Origin of the sequence: Cylindrospermopsis curvispora GIHE-G1, assembly GCF_014489415.1 — a bacterium.
Taxonomy (GTDB): domain Bacteria; phylum Cyanobacteriota; class Cyanobacteriia; order Cyanobacteriales; family Nostocaceae; genus Raphidiopsis; species Raphidiopsis curvispora_A.
The window spans coordinates 3,241,644-3,264,485 of record NZ_CP060822.1 but is presented as its reverse complement, the minus strand read 5'-3'; the positions used below and the strand labels follow the sequence as shown (position 1 = coordinate 3,264,485).

At 38.4% G+C, this 22,842-nt stretch carries 16 protein-coding genes; 11 read left to right on the top strand and 5 right to left on the bottom strand.

The window, feature by feature from the left end; genetic code table 11:
• Nucleotides 1-18: 18 nt before the first annotated feature.
• The 3 genes from IAR63_RS14535 to IAR63_RS14525 form a co-directional block, all read right to left on the bottom strand.
• On the bottom strand, nucleotides 19-3,024 hold the full coding sequence (locus tag IAR63_RS14535; RefSeq protein ID WP_187705765.1) for a peptidase domain-containing ABC transporter: 3,006 nt from the start codon (nucleotides 3,022-3,024) through the stop codon (nucleotides 19-21).
• 35 nt (nucleotides 3,025-3,059) lie between these two features.
• On the bottom strand, nucleotides 3,060-3,791 hold the full coding sequence (locus IAR63_RS14530; RefSeq protein WP_187705764.1) for a foldase protein PrsA: 732 nt from the start codon (nucleotides 3,789-3,791) through the stop codon (nucleotides 3,060-3,062).
• A 297-nt stretch (nucleotides 3,792-4,088) separates the two neighbouring features.
• Entirely contained in the window at nucleotides 4,089-5,630 is a 1,542-nt protein-coding gene (locus tag IAR63_RS14525) for a response regulator (RefSeq protein ID WP_187705763.1), read from the bottom strand.
• A gap of 327 nt (nucleotides 5,631-5,957) precedes the next feature.
• Between IAR63_RS14525 and IAR63_RS14520 the strand changes: the two genes are divergently transcribed.
• The 4 genes from IAR63_RS14520 to IAR63_RS14505 all read left to right on the top strand — a co-directional run bounded on the left by IAR63_RS14520 (nucleotide 5,958) and on the right by IAR63_RS14505 (nucleotide 14,964).
• On the top strand, nucleotides 5,958-8,771 hold the full coding sequence (locus IAR63_RS14520) for a PAS domain S-box protein (protein ID WP_187705762.1): 2,814 nt from the start codon (nucleotides 5,958-5,960) through the stop codon (nucleotides 8,769-8,771).
• 239 nt (nucleotides 8,772-9,010) lie between these two features.
• The gene (locus IAR63_RS14515) at nucleotides 9,011-11,632 is read left to right on the top strand and encodes a PAS domain S-box protein (protein WP_187705761.1); all 2,622 of its coding nucleotides are present in this window, start codon (nucleotides 9,011-9,013) and stop codon (nucleotides 11,630-11,632) included.
• Nucleotides 11,633-11,876: 244 nt separating this feature from the next.
• Nucleotides 11,877-14,516, top strand: a complete 2,640-nt coding sequence (locus IAR63_RS14510) for a PAS domain S-box protein (protein ID WP_187705760.1) — start codon at nucleotides 11,877-11,879, stop codon at nucleotides 14,514-14,516.
• Nucleotides 14,517-14,586: 70 nt separating this feature from the next.
• Nucleotides 14,587-14,964 carry a response regulator gene (locus tag IAR63_RS14505; RefSeq protein ID WP_096546477.1) on the top strand — a complete coding sequence of 126 codons (378 nt, stop codon included), beginning with the start codon at nucleotides 14,587-14,589 and terminating at the stop codon, nucleotides 14,962-14,964.
• A gap of 14 nt (nucleotides 14,965-14,978) precedes the next feature.
• Here the strand turns inward: IAR63_RS14505 and IAR63_RS14500 are convergent, their stop codons facing one another.
• Nucleotides 14,979-15,689 carry a COP23 domain-containing protein gene (locus tag IAR63_RS14500; protein ID WP_187705759.1) on the bottom strand — a complete coding sequence of 237 codons (711 nt, stop codon included), beginning with the start codon at nucleotides 15,687-15,689 and terminating at the stop codon, nucleotides 14,979-14,981.
• Nucleotides 15,690-15,765: 76 nt separating this feature from the next.
• On the opposite strand from IAR63_RS14500, the gene IAR63_RS14495 reads away from it, so the two are divergent.
• The 7 genes from IAR63_RS14495 to IAR63_RS14465 all read left to right on the top strand — a co-directional run bounded on the left by IAR63_RS14495 (nucleotide 15,766) and on the right by IAR63_RS14465 (nucleotide 22,003).
• A complete protein-coding gene (locus IAR63_RS14495; RefSeq protein ID WP_187705758.1) occupies nucleotides 15,766-16,278 on the top strand; it encodes a CAP domain-containing protein in 513 nt (170 codons plus the stop codon).
• A gap of 18 nt (nucleotides 16,279-16,296) precedes the next feature.
• The gene (locus IAR63_RS14490; protein WP_187705757.1) at nucleotides 16,297-16,989 is read left to right on the top strand and encodes a pirin family protein; all 693 of its coding nucleotides are present in this window, start codon (nucleotides 16,297-16,299) and stop codon (nucleotides 16,987-16,989) included.
• A 232-nt stretch (nucleotides 16,990-17,221) separates the two neighbouring features.
• On the top strand, nucleotides 17,222-17,800 hold the full coding sequence (locus IAR63_RS14485; protein ID WP_187705756.1) for a CAP domain-containing protein: 579 nt from the start codon (nucleotides 17,222-17,224) through the stop codon (nucleotides 17,798-17,800).
• A 62-nt stretch (nucleotides 17,801-17,862) separates the two neighbouring features.
• Nucleotides 17,863-18,492, top strand: a complete 630-nt coding sequence (locus IAR63_RS14480; RefSeq protein ID WP_057176878.1) for a ribonuclease H-like domain-containing protein — start codon at nucleotides 17,863-17,865, stop codon at nucleotides 18,490-18,492.
• Nucleotides 18,493-18,524: 32 nt separating this feature from the next.
• Nucleotides 18,525-20,069: an AAA family ATPase gene (locus tag IAR63_RS14475; RefSeq protein ID WP_187705755.1), complete on the top strand. Its 1,545-nt coding sequence runs from the start codon at nucleotides 18,525-18,527 to the stop codon at nucleotides 20,067-20,069.
• Between the two features lie 389 nt (nucleotides 20,070-20,458).
• Nucleotides 20,459-21,175: a response regulator transcription factor gene (locus IAR63_RS14470; protein ID WP_187705754.1), complete on the top strand. Its 717-nt coding sequence runs from the start codon at nucleotides 20,459-20,461 to the stop codon at nucleotides 21,173-21,175.
• Nucleotides 21,176-21,229: 54 nt separating this feature from the next.
• Nucleotides 21,230-22,003 (top strand): endonuclease/exonuclease/phosphatase family protein, encoded by a 774-nt coding sequence (locus tag IAR63_RS14465; RefSeq protein ID WP_187705753.1) that lies wholly within the window; start codon nucleotides 21,230-21,232, stop codon nucleotides 22,001-22,003.
• Between the two features lie 157 nt (nucleotides 22,004-22,160).
• Here the strand turns inward: IAR63_RS14465 and IAR63_RS14460 are convergent, their stop codons facing one another.
• Nucleotides 22,161-22,778 carry a cytochrome c oxidase subunit 3 gene (locus IAR63_RS14460; protein WP_187705752.1) on the bottom strand — a complete coding sequence of 206 codons (618 nt, stop codon included), beginning with the start codon at nucleotides 22,776-22,778 and terminating at the stop codon, nucleotides 22,161-22,163.
• Nucleotides 22,779-22,842: the final 64 nt, after the last annotated feature.

The window sequence follows — 22,842 nt, the reverse complement described above, 5'->3', positions numbered from 1 at the left end:
GGGTTGGTTGAGTGATAATTAGAGGTTGACTTCCTGTTGCTGGTAAAGGTAGGAATAGTGTCCTTTAGCAGTCATTAGTTCCTGATGACTACCCTGCTCCACCACTCTACCCCCATCCATAACTACAATCGTATCTGAATTACTGACGGTATTGAGACGATGGGTAATGAAGAAAACTGTCTTGCCACGAAATGCCTTGGCTAAATTTAAACATATTTGCCTTTCTGTGGGATAGTCTAGGGCACTTGTGGCTTCGTCTAAAACTAATATTTTAGGTTTTTGCAGTATGGAACGAGCAATGGCAATTCTTTGTCTTTGTCCTCCAGACAGGTTCGACCCTTTTTCCCCAACTTTGGTGTTATAACCATTGGACAGACCCATGATAAATTCATGAGCAACTGCTATTTGAGCTGCTTCTACCACTTCCTCTGTGGTAGCGTCAGGATTGGTTAGGGCTATATTATCGAATACTGTTCCATCAAATAACAGGGGATCTTGGGGAACCACGCCGATTTGTCTTCTGACGGAATAAAGCTCAACCTTGTTGACATCGTAACCATCAATAAAAATTCTCCCAGACTCAATGTTATAAAGTCTGAGGAGTAATTTCATCATGGTGCTTTTTCCTGAGCCACTTTGTCCCACAATCCCCACAAATGTGCCCGCTGGAAAATCTAAACTGACGTTATTTAGTTGCAGGGGTCCGTTAGTCGCAAAGCGGAAGCAAACATTTTCATATTTGACCGCACCAACAACACTAGGTAGGGGAATATTATCTTTGTCTACTTCTGCTTCCTGAGGTGTGTCCACAATATCGCTCAATCTCTCTAGGGACAAACCGGTTTCTTGGAAGTTTTGCCAGATTTGCGCTAGTCTTAGTATGGGACTGGTAACATAACTAGAAATAATTCTAAAGGCAATTAATTCCCCTAGGGTTAATTCCCCTTTTAAAACTAAATAAGCTCCTACCCACAGCACTAACAAGCTACTTAGTTTATTGAGAAACTGACTGGTGGAATTGGCTAATGTTGATGTAATAACTGTTTTAAAACCTGCGGAAACAAACTTGGCATAACGCTCTTGCCAAGAAAAGCGCGATCGCAGTTCAATATTTTGGGCCTTTACCGTTTGAATACCAGACATTACCTCCACTAAATAGGACTGGGTAGTGGCATTGCGTTCTGCTTTGGTGCGCAATTGTCTGCTAACGGTAGGAGCAGCAATTAATGTAATCACGACAAATAGGGGAATAGTTCCCAGTCCCACCAGAGTTAGTTCCCAACTATAGAACAGCATAACGACGATATAAACCACCGAAAATACTGCATCTAGTCCCACTGTCAAAGCTGTTCCTGTGAGGAACTGGCGAATATTTTCCAACTCATTCACTCGAGTAGCTAATTCTCCCACGGGTCTGCGTTCAAAATAACGCAGTGGTAGTCTGAGTAAATGGTCAATAATTTGTGAACCCAAACCCATATCAATTCGGTTAGTGGTATCCACAAATAAATAGGTTCGTAAGGTAGTTAATATGGCTTCAAATACACCAACTGCTAATAGTAACACCCCTAAAACATTCAGGGTACTAATACTATTTTGTACTATGACTTTATCAATAATTAACTGAATAACCAATGGATTTGCCAATGCGGCCAGTTGTACAAAAAATGAAGCAATAAAGACTTCTATTAAAACCCGGCGGTAACGTGATAAGTAGGGAAGAAACCAACGTAGTCCAAAGCGTTCTTGGGGGGTTTCGGAGGTGGGACTAATCTGGAGGACTTTGATTTGAGGTTGTAGATTAGTATCATCCGTTGGTATTTGCTGTAGGAGTTTGCTGGGTTTATAGTTGATTATTCCCTGGGATGGAATAGCTACAACTATTCTACTTTCATCCGCTTCATAAACCACAGCGTAACCATCCTGGTGTTGGATAATAGCTGGTGTCTGAATCTCCGTAATTTTAGTGGCATAAATATCTACTAACTGGGATTTTAACCCAATTACTTCTCCCACATAGGCGCAAAGTTGAAAAGATACATTACCTTGGCGTTTGAGGTTATCACTTAAAATCCTACGAACCACCTCCTTACGCAGGGGAACCTGGAAATGTTTCGCCAGCATCTGAAAGCAAGCCAAGGTAGAATCTAGTTCATCCCGCCCCCCAAAAAAAGGATATTTCGGCTGTTTTTTTCTGGATTTTGCTTTTTTATTTTCCTGGGGGGAAAATTCTGCAGTTGTGGCAAAGGGAATATCTATAACATCTTTGGTTTCCCATGGATCTTCTATCTTCTCTAGTTCCCTATTCTCTTGTTGTTCTAACAACAATAACACTTGAGGATTAATACCTAATAACCGGGCTGGACTTTTTCCTGTAACTTGTAAAACCTCCCTATTGTTGCTTGATAGTATCTGAGAATTCACAGGGAAATTTGTAATCTGACCACTACTCACAAACCAGGTTCTATCACTTTCTAGTTGCTCTAATGGAGTTTTTCCTGGTGGTAGATATTGGATTTTAGACTCTGGTAAAATGTCTCGGGTTATATCCTTCAAATTCAGATTTCCATAGGCTTTTTGAGCTACATGATGGCTAATCACATCAAAAACCTCTATGATGTGATTTTCTTCTTGACGCTCCTTGGCAAAATCAGAGTTTTGAGAAAATACCGACAGATAATCTATGGGGTTCCAGGTTAAACATATTACCTCCGTTGAGGCGATCGCCGTTTCACATGCTATCTGTCGCAGGTAACTAATTTCGCCAATTACTGCTCCTAGTTCCAACATTTTGAGGGTAATTGGCAATTGGCTTTGGGGATGATATCCTAAGAGTCTCACCTTACCTTGGTAAACAATTACTATCCGTTCTGGTAGTTGTTCCTTACCGATAATTTTCTGACCCAACCGATAACGCAGGGCCTGTTGTTTTGACAATAAATAATTAATTTCCGTTGGGGATAATTTTTCAAACCCCGGAATTTTTTGCAGAAATTCCGAAAACTCCTGACTGCTGTAGTTCATATTGATTAAGTGTAATTAAGTGCAGGGTTAGTCATTTAATTTTCTGACTCTTTAACTTGCCAGTTTTGGGGTGAAACTTGTGCTTGCAACCAGGACTGAAACCGCTCATTGAGCAACCTTTGGCGCATCCCATTATCTAACTGGGCGGGCAATAATTTTTCTAGCCGCACTATAACTATCCAGTCTCCTATGGGGGTTGGTAGTGATAGCTGCTGGGGTTGACTTGTGGATAAAATTCTCACCAATAGTGGATGAAGAGACTGTAATTCCACTGGACCTACTAATCCGCCAGTTTGAGCTTCCGGTCCTTGAGAGTATTCCTGGGCAAGTTGGTTAAACGACTGCTCCCCTTCTTGAATACGAAAATATATTTCTTGGGCAATACCAATATCAGCAGTGGTAATTAGGGAGTATATAACCCTATCTAATTGGGGTTTACGTTGGTAAAAGTACGAGTCTATCTCTTTTGCCCAAGTCACCTCCTTAAACTTTTCGAGTTTTAGTTGACGAGTCGCCATACTTTGTAACTGTTCTTGACTTATTCCCTGTTCTTTTTGTCCCTGATATTGTTGATTTAACTTTTCATAGGCCAATTGCTCCTCCTCCGGTGTAGAAGAAATCTGGGCGATCGCCTGTTCTATAATCACCTCTTTAAGCAGTGGTGGTATTAATTGGTACTTATTCAATAATTTTAGTACTTCTGGGGCGGTTAGTGTATGATAACTTTCCTGTCCAGAGACGTTGCCAAATTGCAGAACTGGATTCATATCATTAATATCAGCAGATTTACTTATGGTCTCAAAAATCAGCCCAAACTTCTTACCGCAAATTTATCTAAGTGTTAAGTTTATTGTCAGTTTATTGCATGATTTTACTCTCCAAATTATGTGCAGCCAGGTACGTTTAACGGACCAGACCATATAGTCTGTCAATTTTAAGTAACAGACACACTAGTGTTTATAAATCACTTCATCAACCTATCACAACTTAGGGAAATTGTCAGCTGGATTTGGCATTTTGGCAGAAAATGCTGGGGCTAATCTTAAAATAACTTCGTTGTTGGTTTAACCGGGATAAAGACAAAAGGTATTACCACCAGATCTTTTAGCCCCCATAAGTGCCTGATTAGCAGTATTTAATAGTTTTTGAACCGTAGAGCTAGACCTGGGCAATGTACCGGTAATACCAAGGCTAAGTGAGATTTCTACCGTGCTAACCACAGTTTGATGAAGATCATGGGCAAGACGCACGGTAGCATCCAAAGACACATTCGGCAATAGAACACCAAAACCACCCTGTTGATAGTAAGTAAAGCAACTAGGCGGGTAAAGGTATTTGCGTATAACTAGAGCAATTTGACGGAGGTTAGAGGTATTTTTTGTTGTCCATTGATTTGCATCAAAGTTATCAATAGCACAAAAAATCAAACTTAATGGCAGACCATCAGAACTTAGCATTTGCCATTCCCAATTAAGAGCAGCAAGGAAATCCTGGGGTTGAAGCATATAGGGAATATCAGAAAAAATGCTGAAATTGTGATCTGTTTTTTCTCTTTCTTGGGTAACTTCCCACTCTAAAGCATGGATGAGGGAATCAATTGCCTGAATGTCTACATTAGTCAAATATTCCTTCACCAGAATATTCTCCATTTCGGCCGCTAATTGGGAACATTGGGGATAGCCGAAAGTACCTAAGCTACCCGATAAACTGTGGGTCATTCTCATCAGATATTGCTGTTGTTGACCATTAGTTATTTCTGTTTCCAATTTAACAAGTTCCGCTCTTATGTCCGCAATTTTCTTGGGTAAGGATATTTCAAATTCTGCTTTAATTTGTTCAATTAAGTCTAGTCCTTCACCTATACTAGAATCTGTTATTGGTGAACTTGCTTGGGTTGGTATAGTTTCTATCACTTCCCGTTCTAATTGCCTTTTGCTTGTAAGACGATAGCCCAGTCCATGAACAGTTTCAATCACTTCCTCTTGCATCCCAGCTTTTCTAAGTTTCCCTCGCAGATCCTTAACTAAATTAGTCACTGCACCATCCGTAGGAGAATCATCTATTGACCATAATTTGTCTATGATCTGACTCCGGGTAAAGATTTTTTGTGGGTGGCGCAAAAATAATTCTAAAAGCTGAAATTCTCTACGACTAAGGTTAATATTTGCTCTATCATACCTTACTTCTATTAATTCAGGATTAAGTGAAAGCTTATCATATACCAATGTACCGAAATTTAATTGAATACCTATTCTTCTGGAGCAAGCCCTAATTCGTGCCAGCAATTCATGGATACAGTATGGTTTAATCAAATAGTCATCCGCTCCAGCATCTAGTCCGATAATAATATCTTCTTGTGTAGTTTTTGCGGTTACCATAATAATTTGACCTTGATAACCCTTATTACGCAGTGTGTGACACAAATTTAGCCCATCTAATTTAGGCATAAGTATATCCATTAGAATCAGGTCATAATTGAACTGATATCCCATTTCTAGACCCATTTCACCATCAGTAGCCACATCCACCACATAGCGATGGGAAACCAGTGAGGTTTTAACAAGTTGACATAAGGATGTATCATCATCTACGACCAGGATTTTCATAATCAAGATTATGTAATATTGCGGAATAGAGTCACCTGTTTGTTATTGGGTTTTAATTCCCTATGGTGATTTTACTTTACAGGAGGGCTCCCGTTTTTAGTAATGGTTAGTCAAGGTCACCAGTTGATCCCCAAAGTATCCTAAATTTGCATCAATTTAATGCAGATATTATTTTAGATCGGGTCACTGGAAGTGTTGCAATTTCGCCCGCTTTTGCAGTAGGTTTGATTAAACACTAATCCTATAGTAGTCTTTCAGGCTACCATAGAGGAATCCAAGACACAAAAAAGCTGGTTCATTCCGTGACTAATTTTTCGGATTATCTCTATGAATGCAAGATACCAAGATACAATAACAATAAGCAAGATTTTCGGAAAAATTCCTCTAAAAATATTACTGAGTATATTTTACTTAATACCAATTATCACTAATGTGGGAGTGGTTAGCTATGTATCCTATCGTGCTGGGGAAGAATCAGTAAACGAGTTGACTAATCAGTTAATGATATCGACAACAGAACGGGTTAAAGATCATCTCAATAAGTATCTACAAATACCACAAAGAATAGTAGCTATAAATCGTCAGGGAATAGAAAACTCCTATCTTGACTCGGAAAACTGGGAAGCATTGAGATTATACTTTTTCAGTCAACTTAAAGTATATAAAACTCCAGCAGCTATTTATTTCGGTGGGATTAATGGTACATATATAGTTACAGGTAAAGACCAAATGGGAATAATTTCACCCAAATATTCCTACTTGGGTGGTGGTACGCACCCATCCCATATTGGTCAACGACGGCTTTATATTGTGGATGAACAGGGAAAATATGTCAAAATTATCCCTGAACAAACTAAACCCTATACACCCATTAATCTTCCGTGGTTTAAAACTGCTCAAAATCAAAATAAACAAACATGGACATCAGTATACCCCTATCTTTATATTCCCACAGCTAGCATTTCCGCTGTTAGTCCTGTTTATCGTAATAATAAATTTATTGGCGTTGTAGGTTGTGATTTAGCTCTCACTCACATTAGTTTACACTTGCAAAAATTGCAGTTTTCACCATCAGGAAAGCTATTCATTATAGAAAGATCGGGAGATATAATCGCTACTTCTACTAATGAAAAACCTTTTACAAGAATTATTAAGAATAACAAAACAGCCAGAAATATACAATTAACACGGTTAGCTGCTACAAAAAGTAGTAACCCAATAATCTCCAAAACAGCAAAAGTATTATTTCAGCGTTGGGGAGACTTGCATAAAATTCGGGAAGCGACTAGTTTTGAGTTTAATGATAGTAATAACCAAAGATATTTTTCTTATATTTACCCCTATAAGGATGAATATGGGTTGGATTGGTTAATCGTAGCTGTTTTGCCAGAATCTGATTTTCTGGATAAGATTCATGCTAATTTCCATAGAACCTCTATTTTTTTAGCAATTACACTATTTATATTTGCGGGATTGAGTATAGTTTTAGCCCATTGGATAATACAACCGATTAAAGATTTGAATACTGCTGCTAAAAAACTAAGTAAAGATAGGTTTGATAGTTTAGATTTAGACTGGGATTTAAAGTTAAAATCAATCCTCAACCGGCGTGATGAAATAGGTCAGCTAGGTGAGTCTTTTCAATCTATGTCTGAAGATTTGGCACTATCATTTGCACGAATTAAAACTGCTTTAAAGGAATCCCAGGATAAGTTTGCGAAGATATTTCATAGCTCTCCTGACCCAATTTTAATTCATCAAATTATAAACCAAAATATACAGGAATATGTATTGTTAGATGTGAATGCTAGTTTCTTAAATTTCACTGGTTATTCGGAAGTAGAATTGATTGGCTACAGTTTTGATAATTTATCCTTGGTATCTAATCCTGAACAGGGATTATTACTCAAGGAGCAACTGAAAAATCAAGGATATGTCCGGAATTTAGAATTTGATTGGCTGACAAAATCTGGGGAAGTAAAAACGTCTTTAGTATCTTGTGAAAGTATTGTAATAGATACCAAGAACTGTGTGATTTCTATCATTAAAGATATTACTGATCGCAAAAAAGCTGAGGAAAATTTAAGACAAAGTGAAGAAAGATTTCGCACTGCTTTTGAAAATGCTGGCAGTGGTATGGCTTTAGTCTCACTAAATGGATATTTCATCAGGGTGAATAGAGCCTTATGTCAAATGTTGGGTTATGATTCTCAAGATTTACTCACTAAAAATGTGACAGAACTTATTACAGGTGAGGAGTTACCAAAAGATTTTGATTTGGCACACCAATTTCTCTCTGGTCAAATAAGTAACTATCAAGTGGAAAAATCCTGTTTACATAAATCAGGAAAAATTATTTGGGTATTGCTCAATGTTTCATTATTATGTGATGTCGATGGGAACCCCCTGCATTTTATTTGGCAGATTCAGGATATTAGTGAACGACACGAAGTTGAACAATTAAAAAATGAATTTGTCTCTGTAGTTAGCCATGAAGTACGCACGCCTTTAACAGCTATTAAAGGTGCTTTGGAGATTTTGGCAACAGGAATTTTAGTTGATGAACCACAGGAAGCAGAACAGATGCTAAAAATCGCTGTTAGTAATAGTGAAAGACTGTTATGTCTTGTCAATAATATTTTGAATTTAGAAATGTTGGATTCGGGGAAAATGAGACTAAACCTGAAGGTTTGTGACATTAATGTCATGGTAAAACAAGCAATGGAAACAGTGCGACCAATAGCGCAACAAAAAAGCATAGAAATATCCTACAGCGCACTCGATGTACCCAACACAGAAATTCTAGCTGACGAGGAAACAATTATTCAAGTCCTGACTAACCTATTGAGCAATAGCGTAAAGTTTTCCCATGCTGGTACTAAAGTAGAGATATATGCCACAATGGGCGATAAAGAGATTATTGTTGCGGTAAAAGATTACGGTAAAGGTATTCCTCCAGATAAGTTAGAGACTATTTTTGAGCGATTTGAACAGGTGGATGTTTCTGATTCCCGTCAAAAGGGTGGTACAGGTTTAGGATTAGCTATTTGTAAAAATATTGTGCAAAAACACCAGGGAAAAATTTGGGTTGAGAGCATATTGGGTAGTGGTAGCACTTTTTATTTCACACTACCACTGTAATAGTTTTTTGGACTACCATGGAGGAACTAAAGATATAACGGAACTGTTTGCAGGTAACTTGTCGGACTCATTATATGAATAAGTACACAACAACATTAAACCATATTTTCGGAAAAATCCCCCTCAAAACATTACTTAGTATACTTTACTTAATACCAATTATCACTTGTGTGGGAATAATTAGTTATATATCCTATCATACTGGAGAAAAATCAATAAATGAGTTGACCAATAAATTAATGATGTCCACAACAGAAGGGGTTAAAGATCATCTCAATACATATTTACGGATACCACAAAGAATAGTAGCTATAAATCGTCAGGGAATAGAAAACTCCTATCTTGACCCGGAAAACTGGGAATCATTGAGATTATACTTTTTCAGTCAACTTAAAATATATAAGACTCCAGTAACCATTGATTTTGGTGGTATTAATGGTACATATATAGTTGTAGCACAAGACAAAATGGGAATAATTTCACCCAAAAACTCTTACGTGAGCGGTGGTACGCACCCATCCCATCCTGGTCAACGACGGCTTTATATTGTGGATGAACAGGGAAAATATGTCAAAATTATCCCTGAGCAAAGTAAACCCTATACACCTATTAACCTCCCATGGTTCAAAACTGCTCAAGATCAAAATAAACAAACATGGACATCAGTATACCCCTATCTCTATATTCCCACAGCTAGCATTTCCGCTGTTAGTCCTGTTTATCTTAATAAAAAATTTATTGGGGTTATTGGTTGTGATTTAATTTTAGACCATATTGGTTTATACTTGCAAAAATTCCAGTTCTCACCATCAGGAAAGTTGTTTATTATAGAGAGATCAGGAGATATAATCGCTACTTCCACCAATGAAAAACCTTTTGTAGGAATTTTTAAAGATAACAAAACTGGTAAAAACATAAAATTAATACGTTTATCTGCTATAAAAAGTAGTAACCCAATAATCTCTAAAACAGCAAAAGTATTATTTCAGCGTTGGGGAGACCTGCATAAAATTCGGGAAGCGACTAGTTTTGAGTTTAATGATAGTAATAACCAAAGGTATTTTTCTTATATTTACCCCTATCAGGATGAATATGGGTTGGATTGGTTAATTGTAGCTGTTTTGCCAGAATCTGATTTTCTGGATAAGATTCATACTAATTTCCATAGAACCTCTATTTTTTCAGCAATTACACTATTTATATTTGCAGGATTGAGTATAGTTTTAGCCCATTGGATAATACAACCGATTAAAGATTTGAATACTGCTGCTAAAAAACTAAGTAGAGATAGATTTCATAGTTTAGATTTAGACTTGGATTTAAAGTTAAAATCAATCCTAAACCGTCGTGATGAAGTAGGTCAGCTAGGTGAATATTTCCAAGCTATGGCTGGGGAGTTGGCACTATCATTCACACGAATTCAAAATGCTTTACAGGAATCCGAAGATAAGTTCACTAAAATATTTCGCAGCTCCCCTGACCCAATTGTTATTACCGATAGGGTGCAGAATATATTCTTGGATGTCAATCCGAGCTTCTTACATTTAACGGGTTATTCAGAAATGGAAGTAATTAATCATCCTGTTGAAGGTCTATGTCTACCATGTGATTCAGAGAAGGTGTCGTTGGTCAGACAAAAACTAGAAAATCAAGGATACATCCACAATTTAGAATTTGATTGGGTGACAAAATCTGGGAAAGTAAAAACCTCTTTGGTATCTTCCGAAAGGATTTTAATCAGTGGTAGAGATTGCGTGATTTCCGTTTGTAAAGATATTACTGATCGCAAAAAAGCTGAGGAAAATTTAAGACAAAGTGAAGAAAGATTTCGCACTGCTTTTGAAAATGCTGGCAGTGGTATGGCTTTAGTCTCACTAAATGGATATTTCATCAGGGTGAATAGAGCCTTATGTCAAATGTTGGGTTATGATTCTCAAGATTTACTCACTAAAAAGTTGACAGACATTATTACAGGTGAGGATTTACCAAAAGATTTTGATTTGGCACACCAGTTTCTCTCTGGTCAAATAAGTTATCAAGTGGAAAAATCCTGTTTACATAAATCAGGAAAAATTATTTGGGTATTGCTCAATGTTTCATTATTATGTGATGTCGATGGGAACCCCCTGCATTTTATTTGGCAGATTCAGGATATTAGTGAACGACACGAAGTTGAGCAATTAAAAAATGAATTTGTCTCTGTAGTTAGCCATGAAGTACGCACACCTTTAACAGCTATTAAAGGTGCTTTGGAGATTTTGGCAGCAGGAATTTTAGTTGATGAACCGCAGGAAGCAGAACAGATGTTAAAAATCGCTGTTAGTAATAGTGAAAGACTGTTACGTCTTGTCAATAATATTTTGAATTTAGAAATGCTGGATTCAGGGAAAATGAGACTAAACCTGAAGGTTTGTGATATTAATATCATGGTAAAACAAGCAATGGAAACAGTGCGACCAATAGCGCAACAAAAAAGCATGGAAATTTCCTACAGCGCACTCGATGTACTCAATACAGAAATTCTAGCTGACGAGGAAACAATTATTCAAGTCCTGACCAACCTATTGGGCAATAGCGTAAAGTTTTCCCATGCTGGTACTAAAGTAGAGATATACGCCACAATGGGCGATAAAGAGATTATTGTTGCGGTAAAAGATTACGGTAAAGGTATTCCTCCAGATAAGTTAGAGACTATTTTTGAGCGATTTGAACAGGTGGATGTTTCTGATTCTCGTCAAAAGGGTGGTACAGGTTTAGGATTAGCTATTTGTAAAAATATTGTGCAAAAACACCAGGGGAAAATTTGGGTTGAGAGCATATTGGGTAGTGGTAGCACTTTTTATTTCACACTACCACTGTAATAGTTTTTTGGACTACCATGGAGGAACTCAAGATATAACAGAACTGTTTATTTTGCAGGTAATTTGTCGGACTCATTATATGAATAAGTACACAACAACATTAAACCATATTTTCGGAAAAATCCCCCTCAAAACATTACTTAGTATACTTTACTTAATACCAACTATCACTTGTGCGGGAATAGTTACTTATATATTCTATCATACTGGGGAAAAATCAGTAAATGACTTGACCAATAAATTAATGATGTCCACAACAAAGCGGATTGAGGATCATCTCAGGACACATTTAGAAACACCACAAATAATAGTAGGAATAAATCGTGATGGGATTAAAAACTCCTATCTTAACCCCGATAATTGGGAAGCATTGAGATTATACTTTTTTAATCAACTTAAAGTAAATAAAGAGCCAACTGCCATTTACTTCGGTGGTGTTAATGGTACATATATGTTTGCATCATTAGACAAAATGGGCATAATTTCACCAGCCAATTCTTACTTGGGGGGTGGTTTACACCCATCCTATGGTGGTCAACGACGCTTCTACATTTTAGATCAACAGGGAAAATATGTCAAAATTATCCCTGAACAAACTAAAACTTCGTCATATATAAACCTTTTGTGGTTTAAAACCGCTCAAAATCAAAAACGACAAACATGGACTTCGGTAGATACCTATCTTTATATTCCTACGGCAAAGATTTCTGCTGTTAGTCCTGTTTATCGCCATAATAAATTTATTGGCGTTGTTGGTTGTGATTTAATTTTAGACCATATTGGTTTATACTTGCAAAAATTGCAGTTCTCACCATCAGGAAAGTTGTTCATTATAGAGAGGTCGGGAGATATAATCGCCACTTCCACCAATGAAAAACCTTTTATAGAAATTGTTAAAGATAAAAAAACTGGTAAAAACAAAAAATTAATACGGTTATCTGTCACAAAAAGTAGTAACCCAATAATTTCCAAAACAGCAAAAGTATTATTTCAGCGATGGGGAAACTTGCATAAAATTCGGGAAGCGACTAGTTTTGAGTTTAATGGTAGTAGTAACCAAAGGTATTTTTCTCATATTTACCCCTATCAGGATCAATATGGGTTGGATTGGTTAATTGTAGCTGTTTTGCCAGAATCTGATTTTCTGGATAAGATTCATACTAATTTAAATATAACCTTAATTTTTTCAGCAATTACACTACTCATATTTGTGGGATTGAGTATGGTTTTAGATCATTGGATAATACAACCGATTAGGGATTTGCATACTGCGGCTAAAAAACTAAGTGAACATAGGTTTGATAGTTTAGATTTAGACTGGGATTTAAAGTTAAAATCAATCCTCAACCGGCGTGATGAAATAGGTCAGCTAGGTGACTCTTTTCAATCTATGGCTGAAGATTTGGCACTATCATTTACACGAATTAAAACTGCTTTAAAGGAATCCCAGGATAAGTTTGAGAAGATATTTCATAGCTCTCCTGACCCAATTTTAATTCATCAAATTATAAACCAAAATATACAGGGATGTGTATTGTTAGATGTGAATGCTAGTTTCTTAAATTTCACTGGTTATTCGGAAGTAGAATTGATTGGCTACAGTTTTGATAATTTATCCTTGATATCTAATCCTGAACAGGGATTATTACTCAAGGAGCAACTGAAAAATCAAGGATATGTCCGGAATTTAGAATTTGATTGGCTGACAAAATCTGGGGAAGTAAAAACGTCTTTAGTATCTTGTGAAAGTATTGTAATAGATACCAAGAACTGTGTGATTTCTATCATTAAAGATATTACTGATCGCAAAAAAGCTGAGGAAAATTTAAGACAAAGTGAAGAAAGATTTCGCACTGCTTTTGAAAATGTTGGCAGTGGTATGGCTTTAGTCTCACTAAATGGATATTTCATCAGTGTGAATAGAGCCTTATGTCAAATGTTGGGTTATGATTCTCGAGATTTACTCACTAAAAATGTGACAGAACTTATTACAGGTGAGGAGTTACCAAAAGATTTTGATTTGGCACACCAATTTCTCTCTGGTCAAATAAGTAACTATCAAGTGGAAAAATCCTGTTTACATAAATCAGGAAAAATTATTTGGGTGTTGCTGAATGTTTCATTATTATTTGATATTAACAGAAACCCCCTGCATTTTATTTGGCAAATTCAGGATATTAGTGAACGACACGAAGTTGAGCAATTAAAAAATGAATTTGTCTCTGTAGTTAGCCATGAAGTACGCACGCCTTTAACAGCTATTAAAGGTGCTTTGGAGATTTTGGCAACAGGAATTTTAGTTGATGAACCACAGGAAGCAGAACAGATGCTAAAAATCGCTGTTAGTAATAGTGAAAGACTGTTATGTCTTGTCAATAATATTTTGAATTTAGAAATGTTGGATTCGGGGAAAATGAGACTAAACCTGGAGCTTTGTGATATTAATATCATGGTAAAACAAGCAATGGAAACAGTGCGACTAATAGCGCAACAAAAAAGCATAAAAATATCCTACAGCGCACTCGATGTACCCAACACAGAAATTCTAGCTGACGAGGAAACAATTATTCAAGTCCTGACTAACCTATTGAGCAATAGCGTAAAGTTTTCCCATGCTGGTACTAAAGTAGAGATATATGCCACAATGGGTGATAAAGAGATTATTGTTGCGGTAAAAGATTACGGTAAAGGTATTCCTCCAGATAAGTTAGAGACTATTTTTGAGCGATTTGAACAGGTGGATGTTTCTGATTCTCGTCAAAAGGGTGGTACAGGTTTAGGATTAGCTATTTGTAAAAATATTGTGCAAAAACACCAGGGGAGAATTTGGGTTGAGAGCATATTGGGTAGTGGTAGCACTTTTTATTTCACACTGCCACTATAGTAGTTTTTTTAGGCTACCATGGATAAACCCAAGACATAAGAGAACCTTTTGTGTAGCAACTAGTCGGATCATGGCTAAACATATTTTGATTGTGGATGATGAGCAAGACATTCGTGCAGTTGTCCGTATTTCTTTAGAAAAATTTGCCGGTTGGCGGACTAGTTTAGCTGCTACCGCGCAGGAGGCCTTAGAAAAGGCTAGATCCCAATTGCCAGATGCTATATTATTGGACATAACAATGCCTGATACGGATGGTTTTCAAGTGTGGGATCAGTTACAGTCTGACCCATTGACTAAATCCATACCAGTAATTTTACTAACTGCTAAAACATCATCTTTGGACAAGAAACGTTTTAGCAATATGGGTGTGGCGGGGGTAATCAGTAAACCCTTTAATCCCATAATCATTTGGAAACAAGTGCGGGAAATTTTGGTGTGGGACAGTTAATCACAATCTAGTGGTTATCGAAATAGGCGTGGATTTAAAATGGTTTTTCCTGGAGTCCGACTGGGAATTAATAATCCATTATTGAGATTAGTACCTGTTCCACCATCTTCCATGGACAAAAAGGGTTTTAAGTTAATTCCCCCCCGGAAATGGGGATTATTACCCGATCTTCTAGGAGAGTTGGTATAAGTGTTCACACCAATAGTCTGCTGTCCCTGGTCTGCAGCAGTTAGGTTACTAAAAATGCTGCTGCGGACAGCATAGGGATCCTTGCTTCGTGGTACTGTTAAAACTATGCGACAGGTAGAAACAGCTTCAGTGGTAACACAGATAATATTCTCATTATTTTGTCTGGCAATTTGCAACTCTTGCAAACCATCAGGACGATATAATTCTAGACGACTGGCGATCGCCTGACAGCGGTTTTGCGGGTTCCAACCACCACCCAAGGACTGGGGTATAGCCCAGGTAAAAAATCGCCCTGGTTGACTTTGGGGTTGATACATAACAGTATATTTACCATCATAATACTGACAACTGAACCTATTGGTGCTAGGGTTGTTGGGAGTGGGTATTTGGGTGGGTGTGCTGGATGGGGGATTAGATGGAGTGGTTGAGTCTGAGGGTACGGTGGGAACAACTACGCCAGTTTGTCCAAAAGCGATTGAGTTACCAATCAATAAAGCAAATAAGGATAGGTGTAAAGAGAGAATAGTTCTAGCCATAAGTTGTCAAAATTGGTAATATGGTTAGGATTCACCCTATTATAGTAGCACACAACTAAAGTTGATTTAAAGGATTATGTTAAAAATAAGTATTTCGGCTATTGGTGCAGGGCTTTTAATTGCATCTACTAATGGTGGAGTAACTAACTTAATTCCATCCTTTCTACCTAATAACAGCTATAAATTAGCTCAGAACAATTTGAATAGTGCCAACTTAGAAACTCAAGTTTTCCAACAAATCAATCAGTATCGTGTTAATCAGAAGTTACTTACCCTAACCCGTAACCCTAGCATTGATAAACAAGCTAGGATTCACAGTCAAAACATGGCTAGTGGCAAAGTTCCCTTTAGTCATCAAGACTTTGATAAACGAGTTAAAGCAGTTAACATTAGCTACCGTGGTGTAGCGGAAAATGTGGCTTATAATCAAGGAGTCCAAGATTCTGCTACTACTGCGGTTCGAGGTTGGTTAAAAAGTCCGGGACATTTAAAAAACATTCGAGGTGATTATAACCTAACTGGTATTGGTGTTGCGGTCAATAATAAGGGGGAAATTTTTTTCACCCAGATTTTCTTACAATCAAGATAAATTTTGGCCAGGTTTCCAATGATTTACCATGGAGCAAACACCAGGGGTATGGCAGACCACGGGTGGCTTAAAGCGAAACACACATTTAGCTTCGCCAACTATCATGATCCTTCTCGTATGGGATTTGGGGCTCTTCGCGTCATCAACGATGACCATATAGCTGCTCGTGGGGGATTTGCTACCCACCCCCACAGGAATATGGAAATTGTGACCATACCTCTTCAAGGTTCTCTTAGACACGAAGATAGTATGGGAAACTCTCAAGTGCTGCAAAAGGGGGAGATTCAGTCCATGAGTGCAGGAACAGGTGTCCTCCATTCAGAATTCAACCATGGTGATGAGGATCTCAAACTCCTTCAAATCTGGGTCTTACCCAAGAAGATAGGTGTTCAGCCTAGATATGAACAAAAAGCCTTCAATCCTATCGATCGCAGGCAAAAGTTGCAAACAGTGGTTTCTTCTGATGGTGAAGGACTAGGGATCAATCAAGATGCTTGGTTTTCTTTGGCAGATCTAGAAGAAACTAGTGTGGAATATAAGTTGCACGGAAAAGGTCAAGGTGTGTATGTGTTCGTAATATCAGGATTTGCAAACGTCAATGGCAAAGAGCTATTTCCTCGGGATGGACTGGGACTGGAGGAAGATCTGCACATTCAAGTCTTTCAACAATCCGAGCTGTTGGTGATGGAAGTACCTATGTTATCATCATGAGACCTTAATCTGTTAATCAATTTCTAACCTAATTTTCCCCATAAACTATTCAGGTATCTGTCACAAGATACTGTTTTTTATATATTTTGTAGTTGAGAATGTATTGAGGATAGCACCAAAAGTACCATCCACCATAGACATATACTGGAAGTATCCTTCCTGGTAGTTCTTTTGAGCATTGAAAGATAGAGTATATGTCCAACAAACTCATACACTATCTGGGGATTTCTCTATGTTCCGACAAACTGCTTTCGGAATTGGTTTAACTACACTTGTCCTTACCAGTGGATTGGTAACTGATGCTATTTCCGCTAGTAATGTTACTAAAAAAATCTCATCTGCTCCCTCATTTAATGGTTCTACCCGAGCTGTTGCTTCCCACCAGAATAACAAGTTGGAAAAATTGGTTTTTGAAGAAATTAATCAGTATCGTGTTGCTCAAGGATTATCAAAATTAACCTTGAATTTAAACATCACTAAACAGGCAAGAATTCATAGTCAAAATATGGCTAATGGTACGGTAAAATTTAGCCATCATGGTTTTGAGCAACGGGTTAAATCCATCCATTTGCAATATAATAATGCTGCGGAAAATGTGGCATTTAACATAGGGTATAATGAACCAGCAAAACAAGCAATAATTGGTTGGCTTAATAGTCCGGGACATTTGCGAAATATTCGAGGGAAGTTTGAACTGACAGGGGTGGGAGTAGCTAAAAATGATAAAGGTGAAGTTTATCTGACTCAAATATTTATCAATACACCCCACAGGTACTCCCGAAAAATTTCCTCCAGATCCCCAGCTTTTTAAGCAATTTTCTGATAAGATTATTACATAAGGTAATTGTTTTGTAAATGTTTTGGTGAAAAATCATGAAACTAGATGATTTTCAGGTAGTTGATGGGGATCTAGACTACCCTACCCTCTCGGAATATTTAAGGTCAGATGCTTTAGCTGTGGATACAGAAACTATGGGTTTGCTACCACAGCGAGATCGTCTCTGTCTGGTTCAACTATGTAACCCTGAAGGTAAGGTGACTGCTGTCCGCATTGCTAAGGGACAAACCCACGCTCCTAACCTACAACAACTTCTAGAATCAACCGATGTTGTCAAGGTTTTTCACTTTGCCAGGTTTGATCTGGCCACTTTGCGTCACAACCTGAAAATTCATGTCCAACCTGTTTTTTGTACGAAAATTGCCAGTAAGCTGGCTCGTACTTACACAAACCGTCATGGATTGAAAGAGCTTGTACAAGAGCTAGAGCAAGTAGAATTGGATAAAAGTTCTCAGAGTTCGGACTGGGGGAATCCGCTGGGTTTATCTGATGCTCAACTAAGCTATGCTGCTAATGATGTGCGCTATCTGATCAGTTTGCAACAAAAACTTTCTCACATGTTGCAAAGAGAAGAACGTTGGCAATTGGCACAGGAGTGTTTTAGTTTTTTACCTACTTTAGTTTCTTTGGATCTTTTGCAGTTTAAAGAACTATTTGAACACTAGTCATAGACTGTTAGAAATTGCTAAAACTGGAAATGAGAAAACACTTTAACACCGCAGGTCCCTGTAAGCCCAACCTTCACTATATGCTCTCGTCTGTAGAGCGCATCCCCCAGATCAAAAACCTCATCGCTCAGGAAAACTACTTTGTGATCCATGCCCCCCGACAAGTGGGGAAAACCACCGCCATGCTTACCCTCGCCCAAGATCTAACCAACAGTGGCGAATACACCGCTCTTATGGTCTCCGCCGAAGTGGGTTCCGCCTTCCCCGATCAACCCGAAATTGCTGAAAAAGCAATCTTGGGAGCATGGTTAGATGCTGCTGATTTTTGGTTGCCTGACGAACTGAAACTACCTGCTCACGTTGCGTCAATTCAAAGAATTGGTTCATTTCTAAAAACTTGGGTAGAGCATTCTCCTCGCCCCGTAGTCTTGTTTATTGATGAAATCGATTCGCTGCAAAATCAAACCCTGATTAGTGTACTAAGGCAATTACGGGATGGTTTTCCCCGCCGTCCCCAAGGCTTTCCGCAATCGGTCGGTTTAGTGGGAATGCGTGATGTCAGAGATTACAAATATGCTTCAGGTGGCAGTGACAGACTTAATACATCCAGTCCCTTTAATATCAAAGTGCAATCCTTTACCTTACGGAATTTCAATCAAGATGAAGTGAGAAGACTCTATCATCAACATACCGAAGCCACAGGACAAATATTTACCGAAGAAGCAGTTAATTTAGCCTTCCATCTAACACAGGGTCAGCCTTGGCTAGTCAATGCGATCGCCAAGGAAATCACCGAATATATGGCCCCCGATCCTGAAATTCCGATTACCATTGAATTAATTAATCAAGCCAAAGAAATCCTAATTCAGAGACAAGATACCCATTTAGATAGTCTTGCTGAAAGATTAAGAGAGGATCGCGTCAGGGCAATTATACAGCCCATTCTATCAGGACAAGCATTACCTAATATTGTGGAAGATGACCTACGTTATGTTCTAGACTTAGGCTTATGCAACCGCGATGCTAGGGGCGGAATTCAAATTGCTAATCCAATCTATCGGGAAGTAATTCCTAAGGTACTAGCCTCCATCACGATCGCTTCTTTAACCTCTGTTTATCCCACATGGCTAGACTCCAATGGTAATTTAAGCCCACAGGCTTTATTAGATTCTTTCTTGGATTTTTGGCGGCAACACGGGGAACCATTGTTTAAAAGTACACCCTATCCAGAGATTGCGCCCCATATTGTACTAATGGCATTTTTGCACCGTGTGGTCAATGGTGGCGGTACATTGGAAAGAGAATATGCGATCGGTTCGGGAAGAATGGATATTTGTTTGCGCTATGGTGAAATTACATTGGGAATGGAGTTAAAGGTATGGCGCGAGGGAAGACCTGATCTATTAGTAGAAGGTTTGAAGCAATTGGATAAGTACCTATCAGGATTAAATCTGGATACGGGCTGGTTGGTAATTTTTGATCGCCGTCCGGATTTGCCACCAATAAGCGATCGCACCTTTACAGAAATTGCCCAGAGTCCAGATGGCAGAATGATTACGGTGATTCGGGGGTGATTTGTTAAAGAAGAGCGATCGCACTATGGGAAACTGAGTACGGATGCACCCCATTCGTTATCAAAACTGCCGAGATAAATAACGTTTGCACGGGAAGTTACCAAAATTATCAACCCCCCAGCAATGTGACCGGTAATAATATTTTATACAAAAAAAAACCAAAAAAATCCCAAAATCATACATTCACGATACAGTTTTTGGCGATTATAATGGTGGCTGGTTAAAGTTCAGGGAAGACGTTAATTTTACGGCAAACCAGTCATACCAATTATACCAATAATAAAATATTGTTCCCACCGCATCAGAGGGAAGCTAGTATTTTTGGGTATAAAAAACAGGAAAACCATCTGTCACTACAAAAACACCCAATCAATAAACTGCATTAGACTATGGATAACCTCGCTACAAATATTCCCAAGATTATGGTTGTAGATGACGATTTCAGTGTCAGAAATCTTGTTCATCGCTTTTTAAGTCGAAAATATAAAACAGAAGCTGCTGCTGATGGTAAAAGTGCCATGACACTGTTTGAGCAGTTTAACCCTTCCCTGGTGATTTTAGACTGGAACTTACCAGATGTAAATGGTTACAAACTTTGTCAGGATATGCAAACTCGAACCAATGTTTTAGTTCTCATGCTCACCAGTCGTAATGATGAAACTGATAAAATTAAGGTTTTAGCTGGTGGTGCGGATGATTTTATGACCAAACCATTTAGTCTAGCGGAGGTGGAAGTTAGAGTGGAAGCTCTTTTGAGACGCATACGTTATATTCAACCCACTCAATCACAACGTCTTGTTTTTAAACAGTTAGCAATCAACCCAGAAGGTCGAGAGGTGACCCTGAATGATAAACCTTTGGCTTTAACAGCTTTGGAGTTTAATATTTTACATTTTTTGGCTTGTCATCCCGGACAAGCGTGGAGTCGTCCCCAACTAATTCAAAAAATTTGGGGGTGTGACTATGTGGGTGATGGAAGGGTTGTTGATGTTCATATTGGTCAACTGCGTAAAAAAATGGAGGTTGACTCTAGCACTCCAGAATTTATTAAAACTGTGCGCGGTTATGGCTATAAGTTTGAATCTCCTGAACATAATAGGGTTTGAACTTGAGGAATAATATTTAAATATTATTCCTCAAGGATTTACCTAAATAATGTAATGCAAATCACAGTTATGACTTTCAACCTCCGCTGCGACAAACCAGATCCGGGCGAGAGGTGTTGGCAAAAGCGTATAGGAGCGATCGCCCGTATGATCCAACATTATCAACCTGAGTTATGGGGGACCCAGGAGGGTCAACCTCATCAACTTAGGGATTTACAGGTACTTTTACCAGACTATGAATTTGTGGGAGGCGATCGCACTGGAACGGGAAAAGGTGAACATTGCGCGATCTTCTATAAGAGGGGAAAGTTGCAGCTGAGGGAAACCCAGGATTTTTACCTGAGTGACACCCCAGAAATTCCCGGTAGTATTACTTGGGGAACTCGTTTACCCAGAATGGTCACTTGGGCCAATTTTATTGTGGAGGATTTGGGTTTTTCTTTGACCATCATGAATACTCATTTAGATCATGAGGTTAGTAGAGCTAGGGAGTTGGGTGCGGGTTTAGTGAGTTTGCGCTTAATGAATTTTCCCAGGGAAGACTATTTATTGTTAACGGGGGATTTTAACGCTGGTCCTAGGAGTTTGGAAAGAATTATTCTCGCTGATAATTATAGAATTAAAGATGCTCTGGGCAATCTTCCTTTAGAATCACAAAAAACCTTCCACGACTTTACGGGTCAAGCTTGGGATCCTAGAGATACAATATATTGCGATCGCCGTTGGCAAGTTAATCAGGTCATTATTGACGATCAGCAATGGGAGGGTATATGGCCATCGGATCATTTTCCGGTAATTGTCAAATTAGGTCTTACTGGAGGAAATTGACTCACTCTGGGAACACAGAAGATTGTAATTGGGAGTATAAAGCCACTCCTTGTGAAAACTTGGACATGCTAAATTGGTTTAAGTTTATTAGCTACTGTTACTAGTCTATAACCCTAGCCAAAGCGCTACAGCGGTGACTAGGGCTATAAAATGTAACTTACAGTAAATAAAGTAATCCAAATAAAACAATCCAGATCACGTCTACAAAGTGCCAATACAATTCCGCAGCTTCTATACCAAAATGGCTTTGACTATTATAGTGTCCAGAATGACGAGATCGCCACAAAACGGACAAAATTAGCAAAACTCCCAAGGTAACATGCAAACCGTGGAAACCAGTCAAGACGTAGAATGCACTGGCAAAAAGATTGGTGGTTAAACCAAATTCCAGATGGGTATACTCATAAACTTGACCAAACAGAAAAACTATTCCCATGGCAGCAGTAATAGCTAACCATATACGCATCCCTTTTTCGTCATTTTTTTTAATTGCTGTATCAGCATTGTGCATAACAAAACTGCTAGCAATCAAATTTATGGTGTTTACACCCGGTAATAATAGTTCTAATTCAGGTGTACCTTCTGGTGGCCATACAGATAAGGTAGAGCGGAAAGCTAGATAAGCTCCAAACATACCCATAAAAATCATCCCCTCAGCAATGAGAAAGACAACCAGACCAAACAAACGATAATCCGGGTGTGCTTCATGATGACCATCCACATGAAGCTGATGATTTGGTGTAAGTTGAGCAGTGTCCACAATTTGACTTTGCATAAATTTTGACGGTACTAAATTGGTAATTGCTAGTTAGTTCCCCCTTTCCCCTGCAATTGCTGCA